This is a genomic window from Amycolatopsis sp. NPDC028719 (assembly GCF_055565395.1).
This window is the reverse complement of sequence record NZ_JBVHUL010000003.1, coordinates 671,230-689,682: the sequence shown is the minus strand read 5'-3', so window position 1 is coordinate 689,682 and position 18,453 is coordinate 671,230. Positions and strand designations below refer to the sequence as shown.

Annotated in this window: 9 protein-coding genes; 6 read left to right on the top strand and 3 right to left on the bottom strand. The window is 69.2% G+C overall.

Going from position 1 to position 18,453, the window contains the following annotated elements; translation table 11 throughout:
• Positions 1 to 434 precede the first annotated feature (434 nt).
• From ACZ4TR_RS16695 to ACZ4TR_RS16675, 5 genes are all read left to right on the top strand, one after another.
• Positions 435 to 632, top strand: coding sequence for a LuxR C-terminal-related transcriptional regulator (locus ACZ4TR_RS16695; RefSeq protein WP_465287844.1), 198 nt, complete (start codon positions 435 to 437; stop codon positions 630 to 632).
• 341 nt (positions 633 to 973) lie between these two features.
• The gene (locus ACZ4TR_RS16690) at positions 974 to 4,378 is read left to right on the top strand and encodes a glycosyl hydrolase (protein ID WP_465287843.1); all 3,405 of its coding nucleotides are present in this window, start codon (positions 974 to 976) and stop codon (positions 4,376 to 4,378) included.
• Positions 4,379 to 4,404: 26 nt separating this feature from the next.
• Complete coding sequence (locus tag ACZ4TR_RS16685) at positions 4,405 to 7,095, top strand: family 78 glycoside hydrolase catalytic domain (protein ID WP_465287842.1); 2,691 nt, start codon at positions 4,405 to 4,407, stop codon at positions 7,093 to 7,095.
• A gap of 28 nt (positions 7,096 to 7,123) precedes the next feature.
• Positions 7,124 to 8,725: a carboxylesterase/lipase family protein gene (locus ACZ4TR_RS16680; protein WP_465287841.1), complete on the top strand. Its 1,602-nt coding sequence runs from the start codon at positions 7,124 to 7,126 to the stop codon at positions 8,723 to 8,725.
• A 26-nt stretch (positions 8,726 to 8,751) separates the two neighbouring features.
• Entirely contained in the window at positions 8,752 to 11,304 is a 2,553-nt protein-coding gene (locus tag ACZ4TR_RS16675) for a beta-glucosidase (protein ID WP_465287840.1), read from the top strand.
• A gap of 62 nt (positions 11,305 to 11,366) precedes the next feature.
• Here ACZ4TR_RS16675 and ACZ4TR_RS16670 read toward each other — a convergent pair whose 3' ends face one another.
• The 3 genes from ACZ4TR_RS16670 to ACZ4TR_RS16660 form a co-directional block, all read right to left on the bottom strand.
• Positions 11,367 to 11,627: a hypothetical protein gene (locus ACZ4TR_RS16670; RefSeq protein WP_465287839.1), complete on the bottom strand. Its 261-nt coding sequence runs from the start codon at positions 11,625 to 11,627 to the stop codon at positions 11,367 to 11,369.
• A gap of 116 nt (positions 11,628 to 11,743) precedes the next feature.
• Positions 11,744 to 14,752 (bottom strand): glycosyl hydrolase, encoded by a 3,009-nt coding sequence (locus tag ACZ4TR_RS16665; RefSeq protein WP_465287838.1) that lies wholly within the window; start codon positions 14,750 to 14,752, stop codon positions 11,744 to 11,746.
• Positions 14,753 to 14,828: 76 nt separating this feature from the next.
• A complete protein-coding gene (locus ACZ4TR_RS16660) occupies positions 14,829 to 17,072 on the bottom strand; it encodes an alpha-L-rhamnosidase C-terminal domain-containing protein (RefSeq protein ID WP_465287837.1) in 2,244 nt (747 codons plus the stop codon).
• 185 nt (positions 17,073 to 17,257) lie between these two features.
• Between ACZ4TR_RS16660 and ACZ4TR_RS16655 the strand changes: the two genes are divergently transcribed.
• On the top strand, positions 17,258 to 18,328 hold the full coding sequence (locus ACZ4TR_RS16655; protein WP_465287836.1) for a LacI family DNA-binding transcriptional regulator: 1,071 nt from the start codon (positions 17,258 to 17,260) through the stop codon (positions 18,326 to 18,328).
• The last annotated feature ends 125 nt before the right edge of the window (positions 18,329 to 18,453 follow it).

The following is an 18,453-nucleotide window of genomic DNA, read 5'->3' as shown; positions in this document are numbered from 1 at the left end:
ACGTCACCTGTGACCGGATGTGGGGTATGAAATCGTTTCACCACTGCGTCGAGGCTTGCCGTTGACTTCGTGTTCTGGGCCATAGTAGCGTCACCACACCAGGTGTTGAAACCTTTTAATCCGGAGGACGCGATGATGGGGCAGGATCCGGGTCGGGTGCCCCCGCTCGAGCCCCTCGGGGGCATGGAGGCGTCCGGCAGGTGCCGGAGTTCGCCTGGCGGTCGTGCGGCCGCGCGCACGTTTGCGGTGGAGCTCGCACCATGCCGGGGCAGCTGACGGAGCTGTCCGCGCTGTCCGGATCTCGGCGCGCGACGTCCGCGAGTTTCCACCAGCGGCCCGGTGTCGACGTGGAGCGGCCGTACGACGATCGGCGTGCTTGTCCTCCAGCGCAACGACTAGCTGGTCCGCGACGTCGGCAAGAGGGCGGTGGACCGGTGAACGCTGTGCTCGAACGCGAGGATGTCGTCTTGCTGGCTCTGTTCGCGGAAGGGCTGCCGCTCGACGTCGTCGCGCGGCGGCTGGAACTGTCCGACCGGACCGTGCGCCGGCGGATGCGCTCGATCTGCGATCGGCTGGGCCTGGCCACTCCGATTCAAGCCGTGGTGTGGGCGGTACGCCGGGGGTGGGTCTGAGCAGCGGCGCAGGTGTGCCGATGTTCGGACAAGCTCTTGTCTCCCAGGGGAAATCCTCGTAGCCTCGACCGAGGTAAAACGATTCATCGTCGAATCAAGGCCGCTTCTTCGCGGCCTCTACAGGAGCTGCTGTGCGCTACAGACTTCCGTCCCCGCCGCTCGCTGTTCCCTCACGCTCGATGACCCCCTTGAACGCCTGACTGCGGGCCGATAGCCCGATTGGGCACTTCGTCCGAATTCGGGCTCTTCCATTCGCCTGGAGTCGGCATCAGGCTCAGCTGGTGAATGAATCGTTTCAATCACTGTCACAAGATCGTTGAAATCGAGAACGAGGACAGCGGATGTCGACGAGTCGGCGAGGATTTCTTCGTGGTGCCGCGGTGGCGGCGATCGGCGCAGCCGGCGCTTCAGCGGTGCCGGGCACCGCGGCGGGCGCGAGCGCCGAGGCGCCGGACCTGTCCGAGATGGCGCCGTTGGCCGCCCCGCGGCTCGCGTCCGCGCTGGATGGTTCCGATGTGCTGGCCGGGTTCCGGGCACCGCCGGCCGACGCCCTGCCCAGGGTGTGGTGGCACTGGATGAACCAGAACATCACCCAGGACGGCATCAAAGCCGACCTGGAGTGGTTCAAGCGCGCCGGGATCGGCGGCATGGTGAACTTCGACGGCGCCGGGCGCGTCCCGGTCGTCGTGCCCACTCCGCTGCCGTACATGTCCGACGGCTGGAAAGCCGCGTTCCGCTCGGCCATGCAGCTCGCCGACCAACTCGGCCTCGAGGCCGACGTCGCCTGTTCGCCCGGGTGGTCGGAGACCGGTGGTCCCTGGGTCGCGGCCGAAGACGCGATGAAGAAATACGTCTGGACCGAAACCTGGGTCAACGGCGGCCAGCAGGACTTGAAACTCCCGCAACCACCCGCCGTCGCCGGGTCGTTCGCCGACGCCGCGGCCTCGTCTTCCACGCCCATCCCGCTGCCGACGTTCTACCGCGACGCACGGGTCTTCGCCTACCGCGTTCCGGACGGACCCCGGAACCAGGCGGCGCTCGCGCCGCGGGTGTACGCCGCCGCCGGCCCGCTCGACGGCGCGAAGCTGGCGAACGCCTCGGTCGCCGACCCCCAGACCCTGCCCGCACCGGGGCCCGAGGGCACGTGGGTGCGCTTCGATTACGACCGCCCGGTCACCGTCACCGGGCTCACCATCGCGGCCGGAGGCGCGTTCAGCGGCTGGAACGACGTCGTGGAGTACGGCCCGTCGGCTCAGCTGTACAGCAGCCCCGACGGCCGCAAGTGGGACCTCCTGGCCACGGGCATCTACAGCGGCGTTCAGCGCACATCGTTCGTGCCCCAGACCACGGCCCGGTACTTCAAGGTCGTCTTCGGGCAGAGCAGCACCGCCCCGTCGTCGACGCCGATCGCGCTCTCGAGCCTGATCCTGCGCACCGTCGCGACCGTCCACGAGTTCGAGGTGAAGGCCGGCTTCGGCCAGACGGCGAACTACTACCGGATCGCCACGCCGTCCCAGGGCGCGGGTACGGCCGTGCGCCGCGCCGACGTGGTGGACCTGACCGGCAAGATGGCTCCAGACGGGACCCTTCGCTGGCCGGTGCCGGGCGGCACCTGGGTGGTCGTCCGGCTCGGCTTCAGCCTCACCGGCCACCAGAACGGGCCCGCGTCCACCGCGGCGACCGGGCTGGAAGTCGACAAGCTCGACGCCAACCGGGTCCGCAAGTACCTGAACACCTACCTCGACATGCTCTCCGACGCGGCGGGCAAGGACCTCTTCGGCGCCCGCGGGCTCACCGGCCTGCTCAACGACAGCTACGAGGCCGGGTACCAGAACTGGACCGAATCGCTGCTGGACGAGTTCCGCAAACGACGAGGCTACGACCCCGCGCCGTACCTGCCGGTCCTGACCGGCGTGCCCGTCGACAGCGTCGGCGACTCCGACAAGTTCCTGTGGGACTGGCGCCGAACGCTGAACGAGCTGCTGGCCCTGAACCACTACCAGGTCATCCCCGAAGTAGCGCACAAGCGCGGGCTCCGGCGCACCTACGCCGAAGCGCAGGAGGACAAGCGCGGCTGGTTCGGCGACGACCTGGAGATGCGGCAGTACGCCGACATCCCCATGGGCGCGTCCGGCGAGGCGTTCGCCCCCGGCGACCAGTCCTTCGAGACCTACCGGGTCGACACCCGCGGTGCCGCCTCGGTCGCCCACGTCTACGGCCGCTCGCACGCGGCGGTCGAGGCGTTCACCTTCACCCCGCAGGGATTCACACCGAAGGACCTCAAGCCCCTGGCCGACGAGATGCTCGCCCAGGGCGCGACCCGGTTCATGATCCACACGTCCGTGCACCAGCCGCTCGACCGCGGCCCGGGGATCACCCTCAACGGCATCGGATCGTTCTTCACCCGGCTCGAGACGTGGGCCGAGGTCGCGAAGCCGTGGACGACGTACCTGGCGCGTTGCTGCTGGCTGCTGTCCGGGGGTACGCACGTCGCCGACGTCGCCTACTTCTACGGTCAGGAAGCACCCGCCACGGGCGTATGGGGCCGGACGTTCCGGCAGACCGACCAGCCGATCGGGTACGACTACGACTTCGTCAACGGCACCGTGATCCTGAGCGAGATGTCGGTGCGCGACCGCCGGATCGTCACCCGCTCCGGACAGGCCTACGCGCTGCTCTGGCTGGGCGGAGACGCCCAGCGCATCACGTTGCCGGTGCTGCGCAAGCTCGCCGGGTTCGTCGACGCCGGAGCGGCGATCGCCGGGCCGAAGCCGGCCGGGTCACCCAGCCTCGCCGACGACGACGCCGAGTTCCAGCAGGTGGCCACCCGGCTCTGGGGCGGCGGTGACGAACGGGACCGCGTCGTCGGGGCCGGCCGCGTCTTCAGCGGGATCACCGCCGCCGAAGCCCTCGCTGAACTCAGCGTCGTCCCTGACTGGACCTACCGGCTCGACGCCATGGACCCGCTCACCGCCAACGAGCCCCTGTGGCTGACCCACCGCCGCACCGACTCCGCCGACATCTACTTCCTCGTCAACCGCCGCAACGTGCGCACCACCATCCCGCTGACCCTCCGCTCGGCCGGCAGCGCCGTGGAGACCTGGGATCCGGTCACCGGCCAGACGGCACCAATCACGTTCGACGCCACGAGCGGGGCGACCAAGCTGACCGTCGACCTCGGCCCCGTCGACTCGATCTTCGTCATCGTCTCGCACGGCACCCCGGTGTCGAAGACGGTCGCATCGGTCGCCGACCGGCAGATCGGTGCCGTCGACGGCCCGTGGAAGGTGGACTTCGAAGCAGGCCGCGGTGCTCCTGCGACAACGACGTTCCCCTTCCTCCGGTCGCTGTCCCAGGAAACCGACCCCGGCGTCCGCTACTTCTCCGGGACCGCGACCTACTCGGCGACCTTCGACGTGCCGGGGGAGTGGAAGGGGCTCGGCGGACGCGTCGTCGTCGACCTCGGCGAGGTTCACGACATCGCACAAGTCGTGATCAACGGCGCGGACACCGGCATCGCCTGGCGGGCGCCCTACCGCCTCGACATCACCGACGCGCTGCGCCCGGGGCGCAACACCCTGCAAGTCAAGGTCACCGACAGCTGGTTCAACCGGCTGGTCGGCGACCAGCAACCCGGCGCCACTCCGGTCGCCTCCGTCCAGCCGCCGCTGCGGAACATCGGCGCCGGCACCGAACTCAAACCGGCCGGCCTGCTGGGCCCGGTCCGGATCCTCAACCGCGCGTAGCCGTCGCCGTGCCGAAAGGACAGCCGATGAACCACCGGCGCTCTCTGCTCACTCTCTTGACCGCGGTCCTGCTGGCCGCATCCGGACCGGCGGCCACTGCCGCGCCGGCCGGCGGCCACCCCGCGCAGCCCACCGCCCTGCGGACGGAAAACCTCGCCGAGCCGATCGGGATCGACGCGGCCAAGCCCCTGCTCAGCTGGCTCCCGCCCGCCCAGGGGCAAGCCGCCTACGAGATCCGCGCGACCCTCGACACCTCGTCCCGGCCGCGCGACCTCTGGGACAGCGGGAAGGTCCGCTCGGCCGACACGTCGAACATCGCTTATGGCGGCCCGGCGCTGCACGCCCGTGACCACGTCCGGTGGCAGGTCCGTACCTGGGACACGGCCGGACGCGTCTCGCCGTGGAGCGCGGAATCGAGCTGGGAGATGGGCTTGCTGTCCGCAACGGACTGGTCGGCCCACTGGATCGAGAACCCGTCGTACGACTACACGCAGCCGGACGGCAAGGAGACGCCGCTTCCGGTGTTCGGCAAGGCGTTCTCCGTCCGCGGGCCGGTCAAGCAAGCGCGCCTGTATACGACCGGGCTCGGGATGTACGCAGCCACGCTGAACGGCCGCCCCGTCGGTGACGCCGTGCTCGAACCCGGCCAGACCACGTACACCGCCGAGGTCGACTACCGCACCTACGACCTCACCCGGGCGCTGCGGCCAGGCACGAACACGCTCGACCTCCAGACCGGCAGCGGCACCTACCAGCGGGTGAAGACCCCGGGCCGGTACTTCTTCGGGAACACCCTCGAGCAGTACACGGTGTACGGCGAGCCGAAGGTGATCGCCCAGCTCGAGGTCACCTACCAGGACGGGCACCGCGATGTCGTCTCGAGTGACGGCACGTGGCGCACGGCGCTCGGGCCGACGACGTTCTCGTCGTGGTGGAGCGGCGAGGAATACGACGCCCGCCGCGGAAACGGTACGAACTGGCAGCAGGCAAGCATCGTCAAGCTGTCCCACACCACCACCCCGCGCGACACGACGCCGCTGCGCGCGAACCCCCGGCCGCCGGTCACCGTCGCGGAAACCGTGCGGCCCACGGCAGTCCGCAAGCTCGCCGACGGCTCCTACATCCTCGACTTCGGCGCCAACCGGTCCGGCTGGCCCAGCCTGTCGGTCTCCGGTCGCACCGGTGACACGATCACCATGATCCCCGCCGAGAAGCTCGCCGCGGACGGCACCCTCGACGTCAGCAGCACCGGCGCGAAACCCGGCAACCAGATCGCCTACCGCTACACCCTGTCCGGGAACGGCGTCGAGAAGTGGCATCCGCAGTTCACCTACAGCGGCTACCGGTACCTGCAGGTGAGCGGCCTGCGCTCGGCGCCGGCCAAGGACTCCCTGACCATGGACGTCGTCCACGCGGCGAACCCGAGCGCGAGCGAGTTCACCTCGTCCAGCGACCTGCTCAACCAGATCCACGCCATCACCGAGCGGTCGATCCAGAGCAACATGATGTCGGTCCTGACCGACTGCCCGGACCGGGAAAAGGGTCCCTACACCGGCGACAACCTGCACAACATCGACGCGCTGCTCACCGACTACGACATGTCGGCCTTCCAGCCGCAGCTCGTGCGCAACATGGCCACCGCGCAGCGGCAGCCGGGTGACGAATCACCGGGCCTGATCGCCAACATCGCCCCGGAGTTCCACCGCGTCCTCCCGACCAAGCTGCAGTACCCGCAGGGCACCATCGAGTTCCTCGACGAGGTCAACTGGGGCGGCGCAGTCATCCGCATCCCGTGGCAGCTCTACCAGACCTACGGCGACACCCGAACCATGGCGACGTTCTACGACAACATGGTCGCCTGGCTGGACTACGAGGCCGCGAACAAGGCGGCCGACAACGGCGACATCCCGGGGCTGGGGGACTGGTCCGCGACGGACAACACCACGCCGATGCAGCTGGCGATCATCGCCGGCTACTACACGGCCGCTCAGGACATGGCGAGCATCGCCCAGGTGCTCGGCAAGAACGCCGACCACGCCAAGTACACGGCTCTGGCCGGACAGCTCGCCGCCGAGTTCACCACCCGCTTCCGGCACGTCGACGAGACCGGCGTCTTCTACGGCAGCGACAGCGAAGCGTCCAACGCCATGGCTCTCGACGCGGGCTTGGTCGTGCCCGCCGACCGCGCCGCGGTGCTCGACCGGCTCGTCGCGTCGGTGCGCAAGGCGGGCAACCACATCACCACCGGCTCGGTCGCGCTCGGCCCGCTCTTCCGGGCGCTGCAAGCCGGGAACCGCAACGACGTCCTCTACGACATGGTCGTGAACCCGACCTCGCCGGGCTACGGGTACCTGATCGCCAGCGGACACACCACGCTGTCCGAAAGCCTCGACGGCGGCGGCTCGCAGAACCACCACTTCCTCGGCCAGGTCGACGCGTGGTTCGTCCGCGGTGTCGCCGGAATCCGGCAGGCGCCGGGCTCGGTCGGCTACCGCGGCCTGGAGATCGCTCCGGCGCCCGTCGGCGACCTGACCCACGCGGCCGCCAGCTACCGGACCCCGTTCGGGACGGTCAGCAGCAGCTGGACGAAGTCCGCGCACCAGTTCCGGCTGCAGGTCACCGTGCCGCCCGGCGCCACCGCGGCTGTGTACCTCCCCGGCAGCTCGGCCGCGCACACCGTCGGCGCCGGCCAGTACACCTTCACGACGTCGATCTGATCGCCCCACCTCGATGAGGAGGTCCGAAATGGTGAGCTCGAGGATCACCCGCAGAGCGATGATCGGCGGATCGCTGTCCGTGGCCGCCGGGATGTGCCTGCCGTCGCCGGCTCTTGCACTGGGTACAGCCGAGGCGGCGACCCGGTATGGCAGGGTGCGGGGGAGGCGCGAGGACGGCATCGTGAAGTTCCTCGGCGTGCCCTACGCCACACCGCCACTGGGCGAGCTGCGGTTCAAGGCCCCGAAGCCGCCCAGAAGCTGGCACGGCGTGCGCGACGCGGTCGAATTCCCGAACCCGGCGTTCCAGGTGGCGGGCAACGAGATGGGCCCGAACGGCAACGGCCGGATGCCCGCGCCCTCCGAAGACTGCCTTTACCTCAACATCTGGACCCCGGCCGCCGACCACAGGCGGCGGCCGGTGATGTTCTACAACCACGGCGGCGGGTACATGATCGGCTCCGGCTCCGCCACCGGGCAGGACGGCACTCATCTGGCGCAGCTCTACGACGTGGTCGTCGTCGAGTCCAACCACCGGCTCGGCCTGCTGGGCTACCTGTTCCTGGGTGACCTCGCCGGCGATGGGTACGCCGCCAACCAGGGGATGCTGGACATCCTCGCGGCACTGCGCTGGACCAGGGAGAACATCGAAAACTTCGGCGGTGATCCCGACAACGTCATGGTCTGGGGCGAGAGCGGCGGCGGTGCCAAGACCGCGGCCGTCTACACCATGCCGGCCGCCGTGCCCCTGTTCCACAAGGCGTCGATCGAGAGCGCCGCGCCGCTGCGCTTCCCCACTCGCGAAGGCGCCACCGCCCGAGCGAGGCGCACGCTGGAGCTGCTGGGAATGACTAGATCGGACATTCCCCGGCTGCACGAGATCTCGGCCACGAGGTTGCTCGAAATCCAGCAGTCCGAGGCCGCGAACGGCGTCGCGCCCTGGGGTGACCCCGATCCGCTGCCCGGCTTCGGCGCTTTCGTCGACGGTCACGTCATCCCGCGGCACCCCTTCGCCGATGGCGTAGCGCCGTTCTCGGCCGGCAAACCCCTGATGTGCGGCACGTGCCGCGACGAAATGGTGTTCTTCAGCCTTTTCGGGCCGCCGGACATCTTCCACATCGACGAGGCCGGCCTGCGCAGGGAACTGAGCAAGACGTATCAAGGCGCCGAGCTGGACGAGATCATCGACACCTTCCACAAGTCGCGTCCCGACGCGACGCCGGCGCAGCTCTACTTCGCGATCACCACCTCGCCCATCTGGCGCGACTCGATCAAGATCGCGGAGGCCAAGGCGGCGCAGCACGCGGCGCCGGTGTTCATGTACCAGCTCGCCTACAAGAACCCGACTCCCGTGCCCGGCACCGATTTTCCCATCGGCTCGCCGCACGCTTCGGACATCCCGCTCAAATTCGCCAACACCGCCGACGGTCCGCCGGGGCAGCTTGCGACCGCGCGGCACATGAGCGCACTGTGGGCGGGCTTCGCTCACCACAGCCGTCCCACCGCGGCGGGCGTGCCGGCCTGGCCCGCCTACACGCCGAAGAACCGTTCCACGATGTGGCTCGACGCCGACTGCAAGATCGTCAACGATCCGGACCGGGCCGAACGGTTGTTCTGGAAGACCCACGCCTGATCGTCCCACCCCGAAGGAGGATCCAGATGGATGTCACCCGTCGGTCGATGTTGAAGTTCACCGGAGCGGGCGTGGCCGCCACGGGCGTCGTAGCCGTGCTCCCCGCCGGACTGGCGGAGGCCGCGCCGCCCGGTGGTTCGCTCCGCGCGGCGCCGGTGGCGTCCCCTGAGGCGCAGGCGGCCGGAAAGCGGGCTCGTCAGCTGGTGGCCCGGATGACCCTGGACGAGAAGATCGCCTACTGCCACGGCATTCCCGCTACGAAAGGCTTCACGGGCCACATCCCCGCCAACACCCGTCTCGGCATTCCGGCGCTCCGACTGGCCGACGGGCCCAGCGGCGTCGGAAACGGTTCCACGGGCGTTACCCAATGGCCGGACTCCAAGTCGCTGGCCGCCACGTGGAACTCGGGCACGGCCGAGGATTACGGCAAGGCCTATGGCGCCGAGCAGGCCGCCAAGGGGCACAACGTCGCACTGGCGCCCTGCATCAACATCATCCGGCTGCCGCACTGGGGCCGCTCGTTCGAGACCTACACCGAAGACCCGTTCCTCAACGGGCAGCTCGCGGCCGCGACCATCCGCGGCATCCAGGCCAACCACGTGATCTCGACGGTGAAGCACTTCGCGGCCAACAACCAGGAGATCCTGCGCAACTCGATCGACGTCGTCGTGTCGGAGCGCGCCTTGCAGGAGATCTACTTCCCGGGCTTCCGTGCCGCGGTCCAGGAGGGCCAGGTCGGGGCCGTCATGACCTCCTACAACAAGGTCAACGGGACGTGGGCCCACGAGAACCGGGTCAACGTGCAGGACACGCTGCGCGACGCGTGGGGCTACGACGGCTGGGTCATGTCGGACTGGGGCGGGACCCACAGCACCGTCCAGACCGCCAAGGCGGGTTCGGACACCGAGATGCCCGGTGGCACCTACCTCGGCGACGCGCTCAAGGCGGCGGTGCTTTCCGGCGCCGTCAGCGAGGCCCAGCTGGACACCATGGTGACCCAGGTCCTCACCCCGATGATCCGCGTCGGGCTGTTCGACCACCCGCTGCCCGACCCGGAGACCGTCGTCGACACCGTGGTCTCGACGCCGGCGCACCTCGACCTGGCTCGTCGCATCGGCGTCGAGGGCAGCGTGCTGCTCAAGAATGACGGCGTCCTGCCGTTCGCGCGGCCGCGCAGCATCGCGGTCATCGGCGACGCCGCCGATGCGGGAGCGCAAACCCACGGCGGCGGCTCCGGCAGCGTCACCTCGAACGGCCCGGTCGTGACCCCGCTGGCCGGGATCCGGGCGCGGGCCGGGTCGATCCCGGTGACGTACGCGCGCGGCACGCTCGGGATCGCCGCACTGCCGGTCGTCCCGGCGTCAGCGTTCGGCGCAGGACTCACGGCGACCTACTACGCCTCGACCGACCTGACCGGTGATCCGCTGGGTACGGAGACAGTCCCGAACGTGAACGTCACGGCGCTACCGGCGCCCGTGGCGAGCCAGACGGACGGGTGGTCGGCGCGGTACACCGGTACGTTCCACGCTGACACCGCCGGACGGTACCGGTTCAGCCTCACCGCCGGCGGGTTGACGATGTTGAGCATCGACGGCAAGGTCGTGCTGACCTACCTTCCGGGCCGGGAATCCGCCCAGAACGCGTTCGTGACCCTGACCGCGGGCGACCACGCCATCGAGCTCACGTACGTCTCGGCCGCGCCGGTCGGGGGGCGTGCCCCGCGGACGTCGCTGGTGCTCGGGTCTCAGGCCGGGTACGACCAGCTGCACCAGGAGGCCGCGGCTGCCGCGCGTGCGGCGGACGTGGCCGTGGTGGTTCTGTCCGACGTCACCAGCGAAGGCATGGACCGCTCGACGCTCGCGCTGCCGGCCGACCAGAACGAGCTCGTCGCGGCGGTCGCCGCGGCGAATCCCCGGACGGTGGTCGTGCTCAACACCTCGGGCGCGGTGCTGATGCCGTGGCTGGGGAGCGTGAAGGGCATCATCGCGAACTGGTACGCGGGGCAGGAGCAGGGCAACGCGGTGGCGGCGATGCTGTTCGGGGACGCGGAACCGGGCGGGCGGCTGCCCGAGACGTTCCCCGCGACCGATCAGCAGGGGCCGGCCAAGACGGGCGTCGAGTTCCCGGGCGACGGGGTCCACGTCTTCTACGACGAGGGCCTGGCGGTCGGGTACCGCTGGTATCAGCGGTCTGGGGAGAAGCCGCTGTTCCCGTTCGGGTTCGGGTTGTCGTACACGAGCTTCCAGCTGGGGGACCTGCGGGTATCTTCTACGCCGCGCGGATTGCGTGCTTCGGTGTCGGTCACGAACACCGGAAGCCGGGCCGGGTCGGAGGTCGTCCAGCTCTACGTCGCGGCTCCGGACGCGGCGCATGAGCCGGCTCAGCAGCTGAAGGCGTTCTCGAAGGTGACTCTCAACCCCGGCCAGCGCACGACGGTGACGCTCGACGTGCCGCGTGACGAGCTGGCTGTTTGGTTGAACTCGAGTACCGGGTGGACGGTGGTGCCGGGAAGCTACAACGTCGGGGGGGGGCCCTTGTCGGTGGCCCTTCCTCTCCGCAGCAGAGCCATTTTGCCCTAACCGGTGTGGAAAAAAGCGCAGCAGAGGACTCCCTCGCCCCCGCTTCGGTTTGCTTGGTAGCTTCAGGCAACCAGATCCTTGTGGAGTCTCGAAGCGAACTCGGAGAAGAGGGTCTGGAGCTGTGGGCTCATCAGTGGTGTCGAGGGCAGGCTGAGCGGCTCCGGAAGGTGTTCGTAGTGAAGTTGAACGCGCACCCCGGGCGGCCATTCATGTGGGTTGTCGACGATGTTGAGCCAGCCTTGGTTGTCATTCACCTCTTCGCCCGGTTCGCTGGTCAACACGACCTGGGAGAGCAGCTTTCGCGGCCACGCAATCACCGTCACCGGCTCGTGGTCTGCCGGCGCAGCACCGACGATCGGGGTTCACCGCCATGTCACGAGCCGAGGGGGCGCCAGCTCGGCGCCCCCTCGGACTCTCGATGCGATGGCGGCCGGAGCCTCTACCGCCCGCCGTAGACCACGGCGTCCCGCCACGGCGTGAGCGTCACCGGACCGCGCAGCCCGTACGGCTGGCTCGCCGTCGACTTCTTGTTGTACTTCGACACCGCGTTGCGCAGCGTCGTCCGCACCGTGATCTGGACCGAGTTCGTCCCCGGGTGCAACCAGTGGCCGATGTCCCACTGCCTGCCGTCCGTGATCTGGGTGCCGGCGACCTGTCCGTTGACCGTGATGTCGGCCGTTCCGTCGACGTGCCCGAGGTCGAGCCAAACGCCCTGCGAGACCTTCCAGCCATCAGGCAGGACGGTGTTCGCCGTGTACGTGCCGGCACCGGACTCACCGTTGAGGTCGGTGATGTCCCGCCAGTCCTTCAGGCGGTACTGCTGGAACTGCGAGTCGCCAAGGCCGCTGGGTACCGTGACCGTCGCTCCGCCCGACGGGTTCACCGCCCTGACCGACAGCGACCACGGGCTCCACGGCTCGATGACCGACGGACGAGACGACGGCGGCCCGGACAACGGCCGGTCGTCGCTCGGGACCTCCGCGGCCACGTCGACCGATCGACCGTTGGACAGCCGGAACGTCTGCGTGCCCGACTCGGTCGCCCGGAACACGATCTTTCCACCGCTAAGGGCCAGCTGCCCGCCTTCGGGGGGAGTGTCGCCGACGACGTGCACCGCGGGACGAGCGTCCCGGTTGATCGCGATCACCTTGCCCTCGCGTCCCTGCAGCGTCATCGGGACCGAGGTGCGCCCGTCGCCGGTGGTGTACTGGGCGAGCGGTGAGATCGTGCCGTCCCAGAGGTTCATCTCCGACGGCACGCCCTGGACGCCGAACGACGGGGCGAAGGTCACCGGCTGGTCGCTCGGGTTGTAGAGGTATGCGTACGCGCCGCCCTTCACGTCCCGCCACTGGGTCAGGACCTGCGTGCCACCGGACGCGAGCCGGGGCGCGAGGCCGAGCCGCTTCAGCGCGCCCGCGACGTCATTCTGGGACGCAACCCGGATCGCCGAACGCTGCTTCAGCGTTTGGGCAATGCTGTTCCGGACGTCGGCGTCACCGCGGCCACCTGACGCGAAAGTCGTGTCGTGGTCGGGCAAGGCGCCGACGAACACGACGCGGACACCGGCCTGTGCGGCACGCAGGATCGCCGCCGCCGCGTCGTGGCCGACCGCACGCTGGTCCACCACCAAGGCGTGGTAGCCGCTGGTGCTCGGGAACAGCTCACCGTTGGCCGGCCGGGAATCCCGTGCCAAGCCTTGCGGGTCGAGGTATTCGACGGAGAAGCCCTGCTCCTCGAGGCGGTGAGCGTCGAACGGCGACTGGTTCCCGCGCGGGGACAGGAACGAGTCGCTGTAGACGGCGACGTCGGTCTTGGCCGTGCCGGTCTCCAGAACGCTGGTTCCGCGGGCGAAGAAGTTGTTGAGGGCGGCCCAGCTCGACCACTGCGGGAAGTTCTTGTCGTTCCAGCTGTCGGTGACCGTCTCGCCGAAGCGGGTCGTGCCCGGCCACGCCGCGCCGGCCGTTTGGAGCGCGAAGCCGTGGATGAACGGCTGCGACACGCCCGCGGCCCACTCCTTGCCCATGAGATCGCGGTAGTTGTCGAGGTTCATGCTGTAGGCGGGTTTGAAGAACGCGCCGAGTTCGACGCTCAGCAGATCTCCGCCGGCTTGGTGCACTCCGGACGCGATCGTCTGCTGGAAGGCCAGCGAGTTCCGCCACGCCGGATCGTCGGTCGAGATGGGAAGGTTCTCGCCGGCGTCGAGAGATTCGGTCTCCGATCGTCCCCCGAAGCTCTGCAGCGACCGGAAGCTGCGGATCGGCTCCAGATCCTGCAGGTAAGCGGCCTGAGCCTTGTACTGCATCCCGTACCGCTTCGCCCAGTCCTGGAAGACCTGCAGATGGTTGCCGATGTAGAGGTCGGTCAGCGTTTCGTAGTAGTCGTGACGGATCTTGCCCGCCGACCCGTCGGCGAGGGCGAAGTCGGGGTTCGGTTCCTTCGGCGGCACAGGGAAGTCCGACTCGCCCTGGACGAACATCAGAGGCAGGTACTTGGCCATGTCGTACCCGCGTCGGCTGCGGAATTCGGCCTGCATCTTCGGGGTCCAGAAGATGGAGGTGGCGTGCAGCTCCAGGGAGTCCTCGAACAGGTCCGCGCCGGCCTTCCGCAACTTCGGCGCATTGTCCGTGCCGATCTGGATCTGATCGAGATCCTGCGCGGCCTTGCGCGAAGCATCGGCGTCGAGGGGGTTGGTGTAGTTCCCCTTGTTTTCGCGGGACCAGAAGGCGAACAGGTCCCAGGTGCCGCCCGCCGGGGCGCGCCAGGTGAGGTTTCCGTCCTTCACCTGCGCGGTCAGGTCGGTCAGCGACGCGGGGTCGAGGACGGTCGACTTGGCCGGCGGCTGCCCGGGCGTCGTCACGTCGGGTCCGGCATCGACCACCCGGGCGGCGGTGACCGCGACGAGCTTCCTGGTCTGCGGCAGCTGAGCCGCGTCCATCGGCGGGGTGACGGGACCGGAGAAGCTCTGACCGCCGGGGAGGTGGACGCGGCCGTACTGCAGCTCTTGGGAGGCGAAGCCCGAGCCTGCGCCGGTGCCGGGCGTCTGGACCGGCCAGGCCGCGCCCATCGTCATCGAGATCTTGATACCGAGCTGGGCGGCCTTGTCCAGGACGTGCCCGAGGATGGCGCGCTGGTCGTCGGTGGCCCAGGCCCCGGCGGAGAACGCGATTTCGATCTCGCCGAACCCGGCGTCGGCGATCACCTGCAGTTCGCGCTGCGCTTCGGTGTCGTCCAGGGGTTTCTGCCACCACCAGCGCATGGCCGGCTTGAAGTGGTTGTCCGGGTGGGCGAACTGCGCGGGGGAAAGGCCACCGGCGAGGGGTTGCAGGACATCGGTGCCGGTCGCCGCGCCGGGGTCCGGTCCCGCGTGGGCCGCGGGGACCACGATCAGCGCGGTCAGCACGGCCACCGCGGTCGTCAAGCGCCTGCGCGGCGTTGCGGACAGGAACATGGCACACCTCCAACGGGTGCGTGTGACGCGGGCCGCCGTGGCGAGTCAGCCACGACGGCCCGCGAACGGAGCTGAATCAGCGAGGAGAAACGGTGATCTCGTAGGTGTCGCCCGAGACGTTGAGCGTCACGGAGTCGCCGGACGACTTCGCCAGGGAGTCACGGCCGTTGATCGTGACCGCCGAACCGCGGCCGACGGGAACCGTGATGGTGCCCGAGGTGTTCGCGGGGGCCTGCACGGTGAGCTTGAACCTCCCGGAGTGCGGTTCGTTCGTCCACTGTGTCTTGATGGTGCCGTAGGCGGTCGGAACGGCTCCGGCGGCCGAGCGCACCGTGCCGGGGTTCGGCGCGATGCTCCAGGTCTGGTAGCCGGCGCCGACCGGCTTGACCCCGAGGAGCTGCTCGGTCAGCTGCACCGACGGCGATGCGGCCCAGCCGTGCGCGAGGCTCGCCGTGGCGCGGTTGACGGTGCCGGTGCTGTTCTTGAATTCCCAGAACGCGCCCGTGTAGAGCGGGTTCCGCTGGTCCACCATGGGTCCCCAGGTGCGCCGCATGAGGTCCAGCGCCCCGCCGACGTCGCCGGTGCTGAACCGGCCGGCCGTCTCCATGCCGTTGCCGAACGGCTCGATGGTGTGCCCGGTCGGGTCCTGCAGGCCGGGGCCCATGATGGCGCCGTACGGGGTCCAGAGTGTCTTCAGCGCGGCGAGGACCCTTCCTTCCTGACCGGCCGGGACGAAGCCGTACTGGAGCGCCAGGGCGTTGGCGTCCTCGACGAGCACGTCGGACTTACTGCTGCTTTGGCCGTATGCGCCGAGGGTCGGGTTCCACAGCTTGGTGGTGACTGCGGTCTTGATGGCGTCGGCCTTGGCGTCGTAGCCGTCGGCCAGCGCGGGGGACCCGGCAGTGCGCTCGAGCCAGGACATCTCGCGCAGGAGGACGTAGTAGTCGATGCTGTACTTGGTGACTTCGCCGGTCTGCGTCGCCTGCCAGTAGTCGCGGTCGTTGGAGACGACGAGGTTGTCGGCGTTGAGGAAGCTGTCGTTGTAGGAGAGTTCCTTGCGCAGCGCGGGAAGCGCGGCCGTGATGTAGGCCTTGTCGCCGGTGTAGCGGTAGTAGTCGACGAAGGCGCGAGCCCCGTAGCCGGAGTAGTTGTTCGAGTAGAACAGCGGCGCGCCCGCGGGATTGGTGCGCTTGGAGAAGTCCGGCGATCCCGGGAACGCTCCGTCGGCCCGTTGGGTCGCCAGCAGCGCGTCGAGCGACGACTTCACGTACGGCGCCCCGGCGTTGCCGAGGCTGGTCAGCAGCGTCGGGATCTGGACGAGGAGGTCGCCGGTCCAGATGCTGCGGTCGCGCTTGGCGCCGTCGTAGATCCGAGCGTCCGGCAACCCGTTGAGGCCGGGGGCCTTGAGGTTCATCTGCAGCGTGTAAGCGCCCGAATACCACATCTTGTTGAGCTGGTCGTCGCTGGAGAGGAACCAACCCTGGTAATCGGCCGGCGTCGCGCGGAACGCCTGGAAGTTCACGCCGAGCGAGGAGAGGCTGACGCTGCCGGGGGAGGACAGGGTGAGCAGGGCGAACCGGAAGCCGCCGTGGAAACCGCCGGTCAGCCGTCCGGCCGCGGTGGGCTGGAAGGTGTCGGGGCCGCCGACGCCGGCGAGGCCGCGTGACTCGTCCGAACTCGGGGCGCCCGGCGAAGACGAGACGGTGGCACCGGCCGGAAGGTCGGCGCTCAGCGGAGGCTTGACGGTCACGGTGCGGGCCGTGGTGTCGAAGGCCGTGATGGTGCGCGTGACCGGCGTGCCGCCCGGTGCCGTGAACGTGATCGTGTTGCCGGTCTCGAGGTTCGTCACCGACGCCAGTGTGATCTGCGTCGATCCCTTCGAGGCCGCCGTCGGGACGGTCGTCGCGGCCGGGGTGCGGATGTACTGGCGCGCTTCAGAAGTGACCAGTGTGAGGGTGGGGGAGCCGGTGACCCGGGTGAGGTCGAGGTACGGCGTACCGCCGACCTCTTTGCCGAAGTCGAGCAGCACCGAGGCCGGGGTGCCGCCCGCGACGGTGGTCAGCTTCGTCGCCGGCCCGTGGGAGTTCAGCAGGGATTGGGGATGGTCGACGTCGCCCCGGCCCTCGGCCCGGACGGCGTGCACGTCCGGGGACGACGGTCCGAGCACGTAGGACTTCCAGGCCGAGGTGTCCAGCCCGCGAGAGTCGGGCTGGACCGCCTGCCCGGGCGTGGCAGCCAGAACCGGGGTGATGGCAGTGAGCAGCCCGACCGCCGCCAGGCGGCGAAACCGGGGCGATCTCGGTGGAGTGAATCGTTTCAATTCAAAGGCCTCTCTCCTCGTCGAGCGGAGGACTGCGGGGGTTGTACGGCGGCCGGGGACACGGGCCAGGAGCAAATCTTCGGTACCCGCCGCGAGGATGGGCAAGCGTTTGTCCGATACCGGACGCACCCTCGGACATCCGCCCTGGTCAGCGCGGCGACGGGCGTTCACGCGTCTGCACTAACATGAACCGGAGAGGTCCATGGCGTCGCGAGAGGAACAGTCGGCTGAACAGGGTCACGATTCGCGACGTCGCCGAGCTGGCGAGGGTCTCGCCGGCATCGGTGTCGAACTACTTCCACAAGCCGCGCAAGCTCTCCGAGGACACCCGGCAGCGGATCCAGCACGCCGTCGACGCCCTCGGGTTCGTGCCGAACGACGCCGCCCGCACCCTCCGCATGGGCGTGAGCCCGGTCATCGGCTACATCGCCTTCGAGCTGGCCGGGGCCACGACCCCAGAGATCGCCGCGGCGATCGAGAAGCGGGTGTCGGCCGAGGGCATGTACATGCTGATGGCCAACGACACCGGATCCGAGCAGCGGGAGCGCAGCTACCTGCAGCTGTTCGCCAAGCAGCTGGTCAGCGGGGTCATCATCGCCCCGGTCGGCAACGTCGAGGCGGAGCTGGCGCGGATGCGGTCCTTCGGCATCGCGAGCGTCCTCAGCGCCCGCCGCGCCGAATCGCCCGAGCAGGCGTCCGTGTCGATCGACCACGTCGCCGGCGGCAAGCTGGCCGCGACTCACCTGATCGAGCAGGGCCGCAAGCGCATCGGGTTCGTTTCGTCGTCACTCGAGCTGAAGCAGGTGGCCGACCGGCTCAACGGCGCCCTCTCGGCGGTGCACTCGGCTCCCGGGGTCACGCTGGAAGTCATCCCGGTGCCGGAGCGGTCGGTCGAGGCCGGCATCGCCTGCGCGGACGCGATCGCGCGGAGGCCGTCCGCGGCGCGGCCCGATGCGTTGTTCTGCGCGAACGACCTGCTGGCCATCGGGGTGGTGCAGGCCTTCGTCTCGTCGAAGATCGTCAGTGTGCCGGCCGACATCGCCGTGGTCGGCTACGACGACATCGAGTTCGCCCGGTCCACGATCGTGCCGCTGACCTCCGTCCGGACGCCCCACGCGGAGCTGGGCACCGCGGTCGCCGACCTGCTCTTCGCCGAGATCGACGCGCTCGGCGGCCACGACGGTGTTCCCCTGCCCCGGCCGCAGATCGAGTTCTCGCCCGAGCTGGTCGTGCGGGCCTCGACCGTCCGGCCGTGATCGCCTCCCGTTATTAAATCGTTTTACCTCACTCGACTGGGTGGTCTTGACGGTCGTAGGAGGTCGTGTGGTGTGATGCCCTCCGCCATCGAGGTAAAACGTGTAACCAACGGTGGCGTGCTGCT